We start from the raw sequence: 15,305 nt of genomic DNA, 5'->3' as shown, positions 1-15,305 counted from the left end.
ATTCGGAAAGAGTGTTTTTCATATCGGAACAATAGACGTGACCGCAGATACTTCTCGGACCCTTACAGGAAATCATTGGGGTGCAGGTATTTCCGAAGCCAAAAACGGTAGACTGGTGGCGGTGCATCCGCATCCAAACGATCCGAATCCTTCAGAGATCAACCGCAATATCGCTTCAAGTCTGAATGGACGCGCCCGCGTGTTGCGCCCGGCAATTCGCCGCGGTTGGTTGGAGGGTCAAGGTGTCCGAGGGCGAGACAGTTTTGTAGAGGTAAGCTGGGATGACGCGCTGGACTTGATTGCCTGCGAATTGAATCGCGTGCGGGACACTCACGGCAACAATGCGATCTTTGGAGGGTCGTACGGTTGGTCCAGCGCGGGGCGATTTCACCACGCGCAAAGTCAACTCAAGCGATTCCTAAACGGGCAGGGAGGTTATGTCCGTTCGGAAGGCAACTACAGTTACAACGCTGCACTGGTGCTGATGCCACATATTGTCGGACCGTTTCGAACCCATGTGGCGCGGGCGACGCGATGGCCTGTTGTTGCCAAACATACCAACCTTGTGGTGATGTTCGGGGGCATGGCAACGCGCAACACACAGGTCAGTGATGGCGGCGTTGCGCGCCATCGGATGCTGGACAATCTGAAAGCCTGTCGTGCGGCCGGCGTTAAGTTCGTGAATTTCAGCCCTTTGCGCACGGACGCTGCGGACGAGATTGGCGCCGAATGGCTGCCACCCAAACCCGGCACAGATACTGCCGTTATGATGGGGCTGGCACATACGCTGCTGACCGAGAACTTGCATGACCGAGAGTTCCTTGATCGCTATACGGTCGGGTTCGACAAATTTGCGGCTTACCTGCGCGGTGATGACGATGGGATTGTCAAATCAGTGGGTTGGGCGGCGTCGATCTCGGGCATTTCTGCCAAGCGCATTGCAACCTTGGCGCGGGAAATGGCTGCCGGGCGAACAATGATAACCTGCGCAGCGGCGCTTCAGCGTGCCGACTACGGCGAACAGCCGTTGTGGATGACGGTCACTCTGGCGGCGATGCTCGGGCAAATCGGATTGCCCGGTGGCGGCTATACGGTCGGCTATGGAGTGAACGCCAATATTGGCAATATCGAACGACCGTTCCGTTGGGGTACGTTGCCACAGGGCAAGAACCCGATTTCTGATTTCATCCCGGTGGCAATGATTTCAGACATGCTTCTGAACCCAGGTGGTGAATACCAGTACAACGGCGAAACCCACGTGTTTCCTGACATTCGGATGATCTGGTGGGCTGGAGGAAATCCATTTCACCACCATCAGAACCTACGGCGCCTTCACAACGCGTTTCAAAGCCCTGAAACCGTGATCGTGAACGAGCTCAACTGGACCGCAACGGCGCGACATGCAGATATCGTTTTGCCAGTGGCCGCGCCGCAGGAGCGTACGGATTTCGGCGGCGGCAAATCAGATAATGCGCTGGTGCCCATGCCTGCCAGCACTGAACCACGCGAGGAGGCACGGATCGAGTTTGAACTATACGCTGACCTCTCCAAGCGAATAGGCAACGCGGACTTGTTCACTGACGGGTTGGACCAAGAGGGCTGGTTGCGTCGCATATGGGCTCAGACACAAGAGGCGGCATTGGCAAGTGGTGAGCGCTTACCGAACTGGGATACTTTCATCCAGGGCGACGTAGTGGAATTGCGCGATCCATCCCCGACGCAAGTATTCATGGCTGAGTTTCGGCAGGATCCGGATGCCAACCCGCTGCCAACACCCAGTGGCCGAATTGAGATATTCTCTGACAAAATTGCAAGTTTTCAGTTGGACGATTGTCGCGGGCATCCGACCTGGTTCGAGCCGCGCGATACTGCTGCGGGCACGCAACCGCTGTATCTTCTTTCGGGTCAGCCGGGCACCCGGTTGCATTCCCAACTAGACAATGGAGACTATAGCCTCAGCCTGAAGGTGCAGGGGCGGGAACCGGTTTTGATCCACCCGGAAGACGCGGCGGACCGAGGGATCTCGGATGGCGATGTCGTTGAGCTCTACAATGATCGCGGTCGGTGTTTGGCCGGAGCGCGCATCACGCCCGACATCCTGAAAGGCTGTGTTTTCTTGTGGACGGGTGCCTGGTACGACCCGGACTACGATGCTCCGCAACAACGAGATCGACATGGCAATCCGAACGCCTTGACCCACGACTTTCGCACATCGAGCCTGACGCAGAGCCCTGCGTCGCATTCGACAATGTTGGACGTACGCCTCTTTGACGGCGAAGTGCCCGAACTGACGGTTCATGAACAGCCTGCATTTGAAGCTGTTCCGCGTTCTGTTATACAGAACAAGTTGCGAGGAAAGGACGAGCTTTGAACAAAACACCAAAAGCCCCGAAAGTGGATTCAACCCTGTCTAAAGGGCTGGCTATACTAGAGAATCTCGCGGCACATCAGGGTAGTAAGGGTGTTACTGAGTTATCACGGGAACTGGAGCTGACGAAATCAAACACGTTCCGCCTACTGCAAACACTGATCACGCTTGGGTATGTAAAGCATCTGGACGATAAAACCTATGCAGCAACCCTTAAAACCTGGCAGGTTGGGCGCAGTTCAGTTGAAAACCTGAATCTACGGGCGGTGGCAGCGCCCGAGATGGCATTTCTGAGCCAGGAGACGGGTGAAGCGATCTATCTCGCCGTGCCAGAGGGCCTAAGCGTCATCTATATCGACAAAGTTGAAAGCTTAAAGCCGATCCGGTCCTGGAACCCGGTTGGTGGTAGCGCACCCATTCATTGTGTTGGAACAGGTAAAGCTATTTTGTCGAGCAATTTCGAGCAACTGCGAGAAAAGCTGGATGGTCAACTGGCCAGGTACACCGACAAAACCCTTACCACGCTGGATGAAGTGACTGCTGATGTAGAAGAAACGCGCAAACGGGGTTATGCCTATGATCGTGGCGAATTCCGCGATCGCATTCTGAGCTTTGGCGCTCCTATCCTGTTGCCTGACGGTGAGGCAATCGCGGCGCTTGGTATCTCACTGCCTGATATCAACATGGGCGACGGCGGTGAAGAACGGTTGGGCATGTTGGTACATCACGCTGCGGAAGGCGTAACCCAGAAACTGCGGCAACTCTGAAGCGCAGCTTCCGGTTCGAACTCAATCCTCCTTCTCGACTGGTCCACCGGATTTTTCCCAGGACCCGAAGCCGTCCTTCAGATGTGCGGCTTCAAAACCCATATCCTGCAATGTGGCTACAGTAAGGGCTGAGCGCCAGCCTGAGGCACAATGGAAGACGTATTTTGTGCCTTCCTGCGCAAAAATCTCCTTGTGATAGGGGCTGTCGGGGTCGACCCAAAACTCGATCATTCCGCGCGGAGCGTGGAAACTGCCCGGGATGAAACCGGTGCGCTGACGCTCGCGCACGTCGCGGATGTCCACAATAACAACACTGGGATCGTCGATCATTTCGATCAGGTCTGCTGTTTCGATTTCTTCGATGCGGTCCCGCGATTCCTGAACCATCTGGGCTGCTGTTTTTTTGAGCTGGGTCATGCTGTATTGTTCCGATATTTAAAACACGCTTTTCGTATATTGACACATTGAGGAGATCGTTGCAACGTTAGTTAACAGGAATCGCCGGATAGCTGGTGTGTTCTTTGCTTCAACACAAGAGGGTGCCCGCGCATGAATACAGACAGCCCGATCTCTCTTTGGGATATGTCAGCTGAAGAACCGGACCTTCGAAACCCGATGACAGGCGACGCGGAAACGGATGTCGCCATTGTTGGTGGTGGGTTCACCGGTTTGTCGACGGCGCTTCATTGTGCAGAGCAGGGATTGGGTGCCCACGTGCTTGAGGCCAAGCATATCGGGTTTGGTGGCTCAGGGCGCAATGTGGGTCTGGTTAATGCAGGGGTTTGGCACCCGCCAGCTGCGGTCCGCAAGAAGCTGGGTGACACTTACGGGCCTCGCTTTGTCAAGCGGTTTGGTGAGGGGCCCGCGCAAGTCTTTGATCTGATCGAAAAGCATCAGATCCGCTGCGAGGTTACCAAAACCGGAACAATTCACGCAGCGCATGCACCGTCAGGCTTCGAAGACTTAAAGGCGCGCCATGCGGAATGGGCACGTCTGGGCGAACCCGTCGATTTGCTATCCGCTGAAGAAATGATCGAAAAAACAGGAACAAGCGCATTCCATGGCGGTCTGTTGGACCATCGAGCGGGCACCATCAATCCGATGGGTTATTGCCGAGGCCTGGCGCGTGCCGCAAAGGGTGCGGGAGCCGAAATCAGCACAGGCGTACGTGCAACCAACCTGCGGCGAGACGGTGAAAATTGGATTGTCGAAACCGACAAAGGGGCGGTCAGAGCCAAGTACGTTGTGCTGGGTACCAATGCCTACAGTGACACACTTTGGCCGGGATTAAATCGCGTGTTCACAATGATCCGGTACTTTCAGTTGGCAACGAAGCCTCTGACCGCTGATATGTCGCATATCCTTCCGGGTCGTCAGGGCGTCTGGGACACAGGCCAGATCATGTTCAGCATACGGCGCGATGCGCATGACCGCCTGGTGATCGGTTCCATGGGAGCGGTCGTCGGATCAGTCGGTCGAGGATTGTCGCACCGCTGGGCCAAGAAACAGCTTGCGCGCCTCTACCCAGAACTCGGTCCGGTAGAGTTCGAGGAAGCGTGGCATGGGAAAATAGCCATGACCCCAGATCACCTGCCGCGTATCTATCAGTTGGCACCCAATCTGCTTACTCCGATCGGCTACAACGGGCGTGGCATCACCACCGGAACAATTTTTGGCGAATGCATGGCCAAACTGATCTCGGGCATGGATCCTAAGGACCTCCCGCTTCCCATGACCGAGTTGTCGACTGTGCCGTCGGCCCCGATCATGTCCCGCCTCTACCAAACGGCTTTTACTGCCAACCAAATCTTCAAGAGCCTTTAGAGATCCATGAGCAATTCAGAAATACGCGTCGGCGTAGATATTGGTGGAACCTTTACGGATGTAGCGCTGCAACATCCCGGCGGTTTGTCCACCTGCAAGGTTCTGACAAATTACAGTCAGCCGGAACAAGCCATACTGGATGGGATTGTTAAAGCAGCGGATCAGGCGGGTGTAGCACCCGGTGAAATCGGCCAGGTCATCCACGGCACCACTTTGGTGACCAATTCACTGATCGAACGGCGCGGCGCAAAGACTGCCTTTATCACGACCGAAGGGTTCCGGGACGTGATCGAGATGCGCTCGGAAAACCGGTTCGAGCAATATGACCTGAACTTGAACCTGCCGAAACCTCTGGTGCCGCGTCAGGACCGGTTCACCCTGAACGAACGCATGGGGCCGGACGGGGAGGTTCTACTGGCGTTGGACCTGTCTGAGGTCAACGCGATGGTCGACACGATCAAGGCAGGTGGGTTCGAAGCGGTCGCCATCGGCCTGATACACGCCTATGCCAATGACGCGCATGAGATCGCCATGGGCGAGGCGCTACGCAAGGCGATGCCAGACCTTTCGATTTCGTTGTCTTCGGTGATCTCGCCGCAGATGCGAGAGTTGCCGCGTTTCAACACGGTGATTGCAAACGCTTATGTGCAACCGCAGGTCGCCGACTATCTGGGCCGTTTGGTGGCGCGTCTGCGCGACAACGGGGTGACGGCGCCTGTGTTTATGCTGCACTCCGGTGGAGGTCTGATCTCGGTCGAAACCGCTGCGGAACAACCCGTGCGACTGCTGGAATCCGGCCCGGCCGGCGGGGCAATCTTTGCCGCCGATTTTGCGCGGGCGCACGATTTGGACAAGGTTCTCAGCTTCGACATGGGCGGGACCACAGCCAAAATCTGCCTGATCGAAGATGGTGCGCCCAAAACCGCCAACGCGTTCGAAGTCGCGCGAACTTATCGGTTCAAAAAGGGCTCGGGCATGACCGTGTCGACGCCTGTCGTGGAGATGGTCGAGATCGGTGCCGGAGGCGGTTCGATTGCTTCTCTGGACAGCATGGGACGACTTCAAGTTGGTCCGCGCTCGGCGGCGTCCGAACCGGGACCGGCCTGTTACGGGCGTGGTGGGACAGAGCCAACAGTGACCGATGCCAACCTGTTGTTGGGCCGTTTGGATCCAGACAACTTTGCCGGCGGTGCGATCCCGCTGCACACGGCGCAGTCCGAAAAAGCTGCTGCTAAACTGAACCTCTCCGCCAGGGACGCTGCCTTCGGCATTACTGAGTTGGTGGATGAGAATATGGCCAACGCCGCGCGCGTTCACACAGTCGAGAACGGGCGCGACATTGAACATTTCACCATGATCGCCTTCGGAGGCGGAGCACCGCTGCACGCCTGCCGCCAATGCGAAAAGCTTGGGATCAAGGCGCTGATCATCCCACCGGGTGCGGGTGTAGGCTCGGCCATCGGGTTTCTGAAAGCTCCGTTCAGTTTTGAGGCGACACGCGGGCTGTTCCAGCGACTGGACGATTTCGACGCTGGCGCGGTGAACGCTGCGCTGATCGATATGGAAGCCGAAGCGCGTGCCTTTGTGGACGAAGGTGCCAAGGGTGCTGAAACCGAAATCCGTATGACCGCGCAGATGCGTTATTCCGGCCAGGGCTGGGAAATACCTGTGGTGCTGCCCCACAAACAATTTGAAGACAGCGACGTATCGCTGATCCTCAATGCCTTCGAAGATGCCTATCGAACGCTGTTTGGCCGGATCATCGATGGATTGGCGGTTGAGATCACCAACTGGCTTCTGACAGTTTCCACGGTTTTGCCGGATGCCGAACCTGTCGTCGGTCATAACAGCGGGTCTGGCGCGGACGTCGCACGGATGCGCGGGTTTTTTGATGCCGCCCTACGCAAATCCGTCGAGGCACGCGAGGTTGAACGGTCGAGTATGACACCAGGCAAGGCGGTTGAAGGCCCCGCGATCATCGTCGAATCCGAAACATCAACCGTAGTCACTTCGGGCTATCGCGCGGTGGGGCAGGGCGATGGAAGTTTGCTTTTGCTGGCGAAGGAGGCTTAAGCCATGGGTGCGTCAGATATCGATCATCAGATCATGTGGAACCGCCTGATAGCGGTTGTAGAGGAACAGGCCACAACGCTGATCCGCACGGCCTTTTCAACTTCGGTCCGCGAGGCGGGCGACCTGTCGGCGGGTCTGTTCGACCGCGAGGGCCGGATGATCGCGCAGGCGGTGACCGGAACTCCGGGCCACGTGAATGCGATGGCAGAAAGCGTCACGCATTTTGCTGCTCAAATCGGGCCGCAGAACACGTTCGACGGCGATGTTTTCATCACCAACGACCCTTGGCTGGGCACCGGGCACCTGCATGATATCACCGTTGTCACGCCGGTGTTCCGCAAGGGGGCCCATATTGGGTATTTCGCCTGCACCGCTCATGTGGTGGATATCGGCGGACGTGGTTTCGGGCCCGATGGTAACGAGGTGTTCGAAGAGGGTCTCTTGATCCCCATCACCAAATTTGCCGAACGCGGACAGGTCCAATCCCTGCTGATTGAAATGATCCGTGCAAACGTGCGGACCCCGGATCAGACCGTTGGCGACATGTACTCGCTGGCCGCCTGTAACGAGGCGGGCGACCGTCGCCTTCAGGCGATGATGGATGAGTTCGGTATCGACGACCTGCAATCACTGTCGGATTTCGTCATCGAAACAAGCCGCAAAGCGACACTGGAAGCCATCGCCAAAGTGCCCTCGGGTACCTATCACGAGACGATGCAGGTCGATGGCTATGACGCCCCGGTGCATATGGAGGTGACGCTCAGCGTCGATGGCGATCAACTTCTGGCGGATTTCGCGGGCACATCGGGTACGAGCCGGTTCGGCGTAAACTGCCCCGAGGTTTATACACGTGCTTATGCCTGCTACGCGCTGAAGTGTGCGATTGCGCCGGAAGTCCCGAACAATACCGGCTCGCTTGAGCCGTTTCGGATCACCGCGCCCGAGGGTTGCATTTTAGCGGCCAAACGCCCCGCGCCAGTTTCGGTGCGCCATGTGATGGGACATCTGGTGCCCGATGTTGTGCTGGGTGCGTTGCACAAGGCGCTGCCGGATACGGTTCCGGCCGAGGGGGCAAGTGCGCTGTGGAACATTCAGATTTCCGCCCGGGCTTCGGACCCGGAAAGCGGCCTGCCGAACCGAGAGGTGCTGATGTTCAACTCGGGCGGCACCGGCGCACGCCCCGCCTTTGATGGGCTGAGCGCCACGGCCTTCCCCTCGGGTGTATCGACCATGAGCGTCGAGGCGACCGAACACGTCGGGCCAATCACTGTCTGGCGCAAGGACCTGCGCGAAGGCTCCGGCGGGGCCGGAGCCCTGCGGGGCGGTCTCGGTCAGACCATCGAGATCGAACCACGCGCGGGCTATGATTTCTATTTCAACGCCATGTTCGACCGTGTGAAAAACCCGGCGCGCGGGCGCAACGGCGGCCTGGCCGGTGGTGCGGGTGCTGTTGAGCTTACCGACGGGACAAAATTACGCTCGAAAGGGCGGCAATTGGTCAAATTCGGCCAGCGGCTGAAACTCAGCCTGCCAGGCGGCGGGGGCTACGGCGCGCCGAAACAGAGAGATCGCGCCGCAGTAGCCAACGATTTGGCGGCCGGTTTCATTACGCCAGAGCAGGCAAAGAACGACTATGGATTCGAAGGGTAAACGCAGATGGCTAATACTCCAGTTGCAGTTGTAACCGGTGCCGCTCAGGGCATTGGACTGGCCTGTGCCGAGGCGCTGAAAGAGGATGGCTTCAAGGTCATTCTGGTTGATATTCAGGACAGCGTGCACGAGGCGGCCGCCGCCCTTGGCGGGGTCGGAATGGTGTGTGACATGGGCGATGTGGACGCCATCAGAGCAATGTTTGACACGATTGAGACCGAACACGGCCCGGTGTCGGCGTTAGTGAACAATGCGGGCATCGCGATGCCGGGGAATTTCCTGGATTATGATCTGGCCGCCTATGACCGGGTGATGGATATCAACCTGCGCGGCGTGTTCGTGGCGATGCAACGGGTTGCGAACACGATGGTCGAAAAGGGCATTGAAGGCGCGATCGTGAACATGTCGTCGATCAACGCGCAGGTCGCGATCCCTGCGATCCCGGCCTATTGCGCCTCAAAAGGCGGGGTTATGCAGTTGACCAAGGCGGCTGCACTGGCGCTGGCTCCGAAAAATATCCGTGTCAATGCAGTCGGCCCCGGCTCGATTGATACCGAGATGATGGCAGGTGTGAATGCCAATCCCGAAGCCTTCAAGATGGCGATGTCGCGCACGCCAATGGGCCGTGCAGGCACCGCGCGGGAGATCGGAGATGTGGTGGCATTCCTCTGCTCGAAAAAGGCCAGCTATGTCACCGGCGAAACGATCTATGTCGATGGCGGGCGCCTCGGCCTGAACTATGTGATGTCATGAGCTACGCAGACGCATATGCAAGCTGGCAGGCTGATCCTGCGGCGTTTTGGGGCAAGGCCGCCGAGCAGATCGATTGGTTTACCACGGCGGAAAAAGTCTTTGACCCGGACATGGACGTCTATGGGCGCTGGTTCGCAGGGGCCACCTGCAACACCTGCTGGAACTGCGTCGACCGCCATGTCGAGGTCGGGCACGGCGACCGCAAGGCACTGGTTTATGACAGCCCGGTCACCGATACGGTTCAGACCTACAGCTTTGCTGAATTGCAGACCGAAGTCGGCGCGCTGGCCTCGGTCATGAGGGCGAATGGCGTCAGTAAAGGTGACCGCGTTGTCATCTATATGCCGATGGTGCCGCAAGCGGTGTTTGCGATGTTGGCCTGCGCCCGTCTGGGGGCAATCCATTCGGTTGTGTTTGGCGGATTTGCGCCGCACGAACTGGCCACCCGTATCAACGACGCCGCGCCCAAGATGATCATCTCGGCCTCCTGCGGGATCGAGCCCGGACGGATCGTACATTACAAACCGCTGCTGGACGCGGCCATTGAGGAAGCCAGCACCAAGCCCGAGCATTGCCTGATCCTGCAACGCGACATGGAACCGGCCGAGATGATTCCGGGCCGCGATCTGGATTATGCCGAACTGGTCGGCGCTTCAAAAGCAGCAGGGGGGACCACGGAATGCGTGCCGGTTGCGGCGACCGATCCGCTCTATATCCTCTACACCTCGGGAACCACCGGCCAGCCCAAGGGCGTTGTGCGCGACAATGGCGGGCATATGGTGGCGTTGAAATGGACGATGGAGCACCATTACGGGATCAATCCCGGTGAGGTTTTCTGGGCCGCGTCAGATGTGGGCTGGGTCGTGGGGCATTCCTACATCTGCTACGGGCCGCTACTGCATGGGTGCGCCACCGTGGTCTATGAGGGCAAGCCGGTGGGCACGCCCGATGCGGGCGCCTTCTGGCGGGTCATTCAGGATCATGAGGTTGCCGCGCTGTTCACCGCCCCGACCGCTTTCCGCGCGATCAAGAAAGAAGACCCGAAGGGGCAGTTGATCGGGCAGTACGACCTGTCGAAATTCCGTACGCTGTTCCTGGCCGGCGAACGCTCGGATCCGGCGACGATCCAATGGGCCGAGGAAAAACTGCAGCGCCCGGTTATCGACCATTGGTGGCAGACAGAAACCGGCTGGGCGATGTCGGGAAACCCGGTCGGGCTGGGACAGTTCCCGGTTAAATACGGCTCACCCGGTAAGCCAATGCCGGGCTACGACATTCAGGTGTTGGATGATGAAGGCCATGAGGTCCCGCCCGGCACCTTGGGCAACATCGTCTGCAAACTGCCGCTGCCGCCCTCGGGCTTTCCGACGCTGTGGAATGCGCCGGAACGGTTCCTGTCATCATATATGAACGAATTCCCCGGCTACTACGCCACTTCTGATGCCGGGATCATTGATGAGGACGGATATGTCTTCATCATGGCCCGCACGGATGACATCATCAACGTGGCCGGGCATCGCTTGTCGACCGGCGCGATGGAAGAGGTGATCGGGGCGCATCCCGACATCGCGGAATGTGCTGTGGTCGGCGCGGCGGACGCTCTTAAAGGTCAAATGCCGTTGGGTTTCTATGTGACCAATGATGGCGCTGACCGGGATTCGGGTGAGCTGGAAAAAGAGTTGGTCGCGCTGATGCGGGAACAGATCGGGGCCGTCGCAGCATTTAAAACAGCCATTCCGGTCAAACGGTTGCCGAAAACACGATCCGGCAAGGTATTACGCAGTACGATGCAAAAGATTGCCGATTGCGTCGAATTCAAAATGCCGGCCGCCATTGATGATCCGGCCATTCTGGATGAGATTTTCGATGCACTGAAGGGCCGGGGGTTGCTGAAATGATTGAACGTCTCCACACCAGCGAGCGGATGTCGAAAATCGTCAAGCACAATGGTGTGGCCTATTTGTGCGGTCAGATTGGCGCTGGAGAAAGTGTCACCGACCAGACGCAGGACTGCCTTTCGCGTATCGATGCCCTGTTGGCCGAGGCGGGTTCGGATCGAGAACACATCCTGCAGGCCATCGTCTGGCTGCGGGATATGGCGGATTTTGCGGAAATGAACGCCGTCTGGGATGCCTGGGTGCCTGAGGGACACGCGCCAGCACGTGCTTGCGGCGAGGCCCGGCTGGCGCGGGATGTACTGAAAGTCGAGATCATCATCACAGCCGCAATAAGAACTTGAAGGGGAGATTGCCATGTCCGAAACACCAGCCGTCAGACTAAGCAAAGTGGAAAAATACTACGGATCTTTCCATGCCCTCAAGAACATTAATCTGACCGTGACCAAGGGCGAGAAAATCGTCGTCTGCGGGCCGTCGGGATCTGGTAAATCGACCATGATCCGAACAATCAACCAACTCGAGGAACACCAGTCCGGTCTGATTGAGATCAACGGCCACGCGATCAGTGCCGAAGATCCGAATATCGACAAGATGCGGCAGGAAGTAGGTATGGTGTTTCAGCACTTTAACCTGTTCCCGCACATGACGATCCTTGAGAATTGTACATTGGCCCCGATGCTGGCCCGCAAAATCTCTCAGGCTGAGGCGGAAGAGACCGCGATGATGTATCTGGAAAAGGTCCAGATCGCCAATCAAGCTCCAAAGTATCCCGGCCAGCTGTCCGGCGGCCAACAGCAGCGCGTAGCCATCGCGCGAGCGCTTTGTATGAAGCCCGACATTCTGCTGTTTGACGAACCTACTTCGGCTCTGGACCCGGAGATGATTGGCGAGGTTCTGGACGTTATGGTGACACTGGCCCAGGAAGGGATGACTATGATTTGCGTCACGCATGAAATGGGTTTCGCACGAAAAGTTGCGGATCGGGTTATCTTCATGGATGCCGGCGAAATTATCGAGGAAGACGACCCGGAGAGTTTCTTCAACAACCCCAAGAGCGAACGCACAAAAAACTTCTTAGAGCAAGTTCTAGTTCATTAGAGAGCAAGAACTCACTCTTGCGAAAGTCCTATCAGTTTGGCGTGGAGCTATGGCACTCTTCGCTGAAATTCTTGGTGTGGCCGTTTCTTCCCAAGTATAAGGCAATATGCCCAATGAAAGCTCTTATTTTTGCTCATGCTCAGTTTAGGCTGGCATTCGAGGTGCTCGATAGAAATGGCTATGGTCCATTTCTTTTTACAAACTGAACGCTCGGAGGGTTTAGGGCCGCGTAACAAAAGGCCAAGAACTCGGAGGGACGAAGGGTTTTAAACTGCTCATAGCGGTCATGGTGCCCACCCAAGCTTTGGTTGGTATGCAAATTTGAGCACAGGCGTTGCAATCCACTGGTTTCTGTAAACAGATACATAGAACCTGTCTCTGTGTGTTGCAGTTTTGCTGAATTGACGCTGACGGCACTGTGGGAAGATGGCAATGAAGGAAAAAGGTCTCAAAAACAGACCGAAAAAAGAGGCATCTCCCCAATGCTCAGCAATTCTGATCTGATCGAGTTGACCGCGCTTCGTCGCAAGCTTCATAGCCGTCCGGAGTTGTCTGGCCAGGAAGTCGAAACCGCAAAGACCATTGCCAAGGAGGTGGCGCTACTAGGTCCTACTAAGGTTCTGAGGAACATCGGCGGGCATGGAGTTGCCGCTGTGTTTGATAGCGGTGAAGAAGGACCAACAGTGTTGTTTCGCGCTGAACTTGACGCTCTTCCTATTCAGGAAAAGTCCAATGCTCAATGGGCATCAGAAATTTCAGGTAAGGGGCATATGTGTGGTCATGACGGTCACATGATGTTCTTGATGGGGCTAGGGCGGTTGCTTTCGCGCAGGCCGGTAGCGAAAGGTCGTGTCGTATTGATGTTTCAGCCGTCCGAGGAAGACGGGCGCGGAGCACGCGCTGTAATTTCAGATCCGGCCTATGAGGAAATAAGAGCTGACTGGGCATTCGCAATTCACATCGAGCCCGGACGGCCGTGGGGTTATGTGTCCACTCGCAAAGGATTGATCAATTGCGCCTCTCAGGGGTTGAAGATCAAACTGTCTGGAAAAACGGCGCATGCTGCGGATCCCGAAGATGGCATCTCGCCGTCACTGGCAGTTGCGAAAATCGTTCCGGCGCTCGACGCTCTGGGTCAAGGTGGCAAGCTAGACGATGACTTCCGCCTCGTCACGGTCACTCATTTTCAGGTGGGGGAGCCCAATTTTGGAACGGCACCAGGAGATGGGGTGATTTTCGCCACACTTTGGTCTGTGAGTGACGATGCACTGGCGGGCATCGCAAAAGATGCGCGTAACTTGGCCTCGAAGGCAGCCGGCGAAGCTGGGCTTGAAGTGGACTTTGATGTGTTTGATCACTTTGCTGCTTCAATCAACGATGTTGATGCTACCGATGTTGCTATTGCCGCTATGGACAAGCTGGGAATCCAGAATGGCGATCTTGGTTTGCCAATGCGTGCGTCCGAAGATTTTGGTGTTTTCGGTTGGGATGCTAAAGCGGCCATGCTGTGCCTAGGGCCCGGTGAAGACTATTTCCCTCTCCACAGTCCAAACTATGATTTCCCGGATGACTTGTTGCCAACCGGCGTAGCGATCTTCGAGCGGATCGCAAGAGATCTCTTGGGTGGATAAACGGCTGAACTAGTACATTGTAGCAAGACATAGTCGTGTTGAGTAACGTGAAGCGCGCTAAGAGCAGTCATCTGCTGCAATTCCCAAGGTAACCGTTTTGTCGACAATGCTGCGGGACTCAGAGTGTGCGGCATTGATAGGGAATAAGCAGCAGCTAGCGAACGGGTGAAACCATGTCGTTACACATCCAGAAGCTTGTAGTTAGCTGAACTCTGCCATGTCTATTTTGCTCCTCGCCGTTGAGTGGAAGTTTTCAATATTGAACTCAACTTCATCCCCGGTGGTCTAGTCGAACAGTGAGCGGTCAACTTTTGTCAAGCCCACTGCTTCCAGCGCCTCTCGCGCTTTGTCGCCTCCCTTGCCGAAATAGAAAGTGTGGGTCACTTCCGGCCAATCACGTAACGCGACGGGGCCGGTCGGATGAAAGAAGCGGGAGTCATCGTCAACACGCCCTTCGGACGGCATGAAGAAAGCCAGCCATCCATCGCGCGGCCCCAAGCCGCCCCAAACACCCTCAGGCAGTTCATCAAGGCTTACAGCAAATATTCCCGTCAACGACTACCCGGAATTTGCCAAGAACACCGTCAACCTTGGCAAGCGCCTGGCTGCGGATGACTTTGACATTTATGCCCCTGAGGGCGCGGCATAGGTGAGAGCCCGGGTCATTGGCGTCATTGAAAACCAAGCCCCGACACGGGCGCTGGAGGCCAATCTCAGCGTCGAGAACGGGTTGGTCAGCATGGATGCCGGAAAAGATGTTTGTCAGATCGCGCTGGTCGAGCGCCACCGAGGTACCGGCGGTGTGGTGAATGGCTTCGTATCCGGTTTCAGCTATGACAAACCCTGTGCGGTGGCCTCAACTGTCGCACATGACAGCCACCATGGGATTGTTGTTGGCACCTCCAAGGAAGACATGGCGGAAGCGGCCAATCACCTGGGAATAGTCGGCGGGGGTATCACCGTCTTCTCCGAAGGCAAGGAGTTGGCAACAGTTGAACTGGCCATTGCCGGTCTGATATCAGAGGAACGCGCGGAGATTGTCGCCGAGAAAGCCGCGGCGATGGTCGCCGCTATGGGCACATGCGGCTGCAAGCTGAACAATGCCTATATGCAGCATTCGCTGCTGGCGCTGGTTGTGATTCCCGAAATCCGGATTTCAGATTTGGGGATCATTGACGTCTCAAAGTTTGAAAAGGTCGATCTGTTCATCTGAATCAGGAGGAGAACGGTTACCGTAACCACC

The 15,305-nt window shown here is 56.8% G+C and carries 12 protein-coding genes and 1 pseudogene; 11 read left to right on the top strand and 2 right to left on the bottom strand.

Annotated elements, in window-relative coordinates:
• The first annotated feature begins 37 nt into the window (after window positions 1–37).
• Together ACR1XY_RS04790 and ACR1XY_RS04785 are read left to right on the top strand one after the other, a co-directional pair.
• Window positions 38–2,371 carry a molybdopterin-dependent oxidoreductase gene (locus ACR1XY_RS04790; RefSeq protein ID WP_480590384.1) on the top strand — a complete coding sequence of 778 codons (2,334 nt, stop codon included), beginning with the start codon at window positions 38–40 and terminating at the stop codon, window positions 2,369–2,371.
• Window positions 2,368–3,135 carry an IclR family transcriptional regulator gene (locus ACR1XY_RS04785; RefSeq protein WP_480590382.1) on the top strand — a complete coding sequence of 256 codons (768 nt, stop codon included), beginning with the start codon at window positions 2,368–2,370 and terminating at the stop codon, window positions 3,133–3,135. The genes ACR1XY_RS04790 and ACR1XY_RS04785 overlap by 4 nt, the downstream gene beginning before the upstream one ends.
• Before the next feature lie 21 nt (window positions 3,136–3,156).
• Here ACR1XY_RS04785 and ACR1XY_RS04780 read toward each other — a convergent pair whose 3' ends face one another.
• The gene (locus ACR1XY_RS04780; RefSeq protein ID WP_480590379.1) at window positions 3,157–3,552 is read right to left on the bottom strand and encodes a rhodanese-like domain-containing protein; all 396 of its coding nucleotides are present in this window, start codon (window positions 3,550–3,552) and stop codon (window positions 3,157–3,159) included.
• A gap of 132 nt (window positions 3,553–3,684) precedes the next feature.
• Here ACR1XY_RS04780 and ACR1XY_RS04775 point away from each other — a divergent pair, with 132 nt between their 5' ends.
• From ACR1XY_RS04775 to ACR1XY_RS04740, 8 genes are all read left to right on the top strand, one after another.
• Window positions 3,685–4,959 carry an NAD(P)/FAD-dependent oxidoreductase gene (locus ACR1XY_RS04775; protein ID WP_480590377.1) on the top strand — a complete coding sequence of 425 codons (1,275 nt, stop codon included), beginning with the start codon at window positions 3,685–3,687 and terminating at the stop codon, window positions 4,957–4,959.
• Window positions 4,960–4,965: 6 nt separating this feature from the next.
• Window positions 4,966–7,032, top strand: a complete 2,067-nt coding sequence (locus ACR1XY_RS04770; protein WP_480590375.1) for a hydantoinase/oxoprolinase family protein — start codon at window positions 4,966–4,968, stop codon at window positions 7,030–7,032.
• Between the two features lie 3 nt (window positions 7,033–7,035).
• On the top strand, window positions 7,036–8,682 hold the full coding sequence (locus ACR1XY_RS04765) for a hydantoinase B/oxoprolinase family protein (RefSeq protein WP_480590373.1): 1,647 nt from the start codon (window positions 7,036–7,038) through the stop codon (window positions 8,680–8,682).
• 6 nt (window positions 8,683–8,688) lie between these two features.
• On the top strand, window positions 8,689–9,435 hold the full coding sequence (locus tag ACR1XY_RS04760; protein ID WP_480590371.1) for an SDR family NAD(P)-dependent oxidoreductase: 747 nt from the start codon (window positions 8,689–8,691) through the stop codon (window positions 9,433–9,435).
• On the top strand, window positions 9,432–11,333 hold the full coding sequence (locus ACR1XY_RS04755; protein ID WP_480590368.1) for a propionyl-CoA synthetase: 1,902 nt from the start codon (window positions 9,432–9,434) through the stop codon (window positions 11,331–11,333). Before ACR1XY_RS04760 ends, ACR1XY_RS04755 begins: the two co-directional genes overlap by 4 nt.
• Complete coding sequence (locus ACR1XY_RS04750; RefSeq protein ID WP_480590365.1) at window positions 11,330–11,674, top strand: RidA family protein; 345 nt, start codon at window positions 11,330–11,332, stop codon at window positions 11,672–11,674. Before ACR1XY_RS04755 ends, ACR1XY_RS04750 begins: the two co-directional genes overlap by 4 nt.
• Window positions 11,675–11,687: 13 nt before the next feature.
• Window positions 11,688–12,431: an amino acid ABC transporter ATP-binding protein gene (locus ACR1XY_RS04745; protein WP_480590363.1), complete on the top strand. Its 744-nt coding sequence runs from the start codon at window positions 11,688–11,690 to the stop codon at window positions 12,429–12,431.
• A gap of 482 nt (window positions 12,432–12,913) precedes the next feature.
• Complete coding sequence (locus tag ACR1XY_RS04740; RefSeq protein WP_480590544.1) at window positions 12,914–14,062, top strand: amidohydrolase; 1,149 nt, start codon at window positions 12,914–12,916, stop codon at window positions 14,060–14,062.
• Window positions 14,063–14,347: 285 nt separating this feature from the next.
• Here the strand turns inward: ACR1XY_RS04740 and ACR1XY_RS04735 are convergent, their stop codons facing one another.
• Window positions 14,348–14,617, bottom strand: a complete 270-nt coding sequence (locus ACR1XY_RS04735) for a hypothetical protein (protein ID WP_480590552.1) — start codon at window positions 14,615–14,617, stop codon at window positions 14,348–14,350.
• Here ACR1XY_RS04735 and ACR1XY_RS04730 point away from each other — a divergent pair.
• Window positions 14,595–15,275: pseudogene (locus ACR1XY_RS04730) on the top strand (adenine deaminase C-terminal domain-containing protein); the annotation flags it as partial. The gene ACR1XY_RS04735 and the pseudogene ACR1XY_RS04730 sit on opposite strands and share 23 nt — an antisense overlap.
• Between the last annotated feature and the right edge of the window lie 30 nt (window positions 15,276–15,305).

It is taken from the genome of Ruegeria sp. AD11(2025) (genome assembly GCF_056542405.1).
This window is presented reverse-complemented; position numbering and strand designations above follow the sequence as displayed.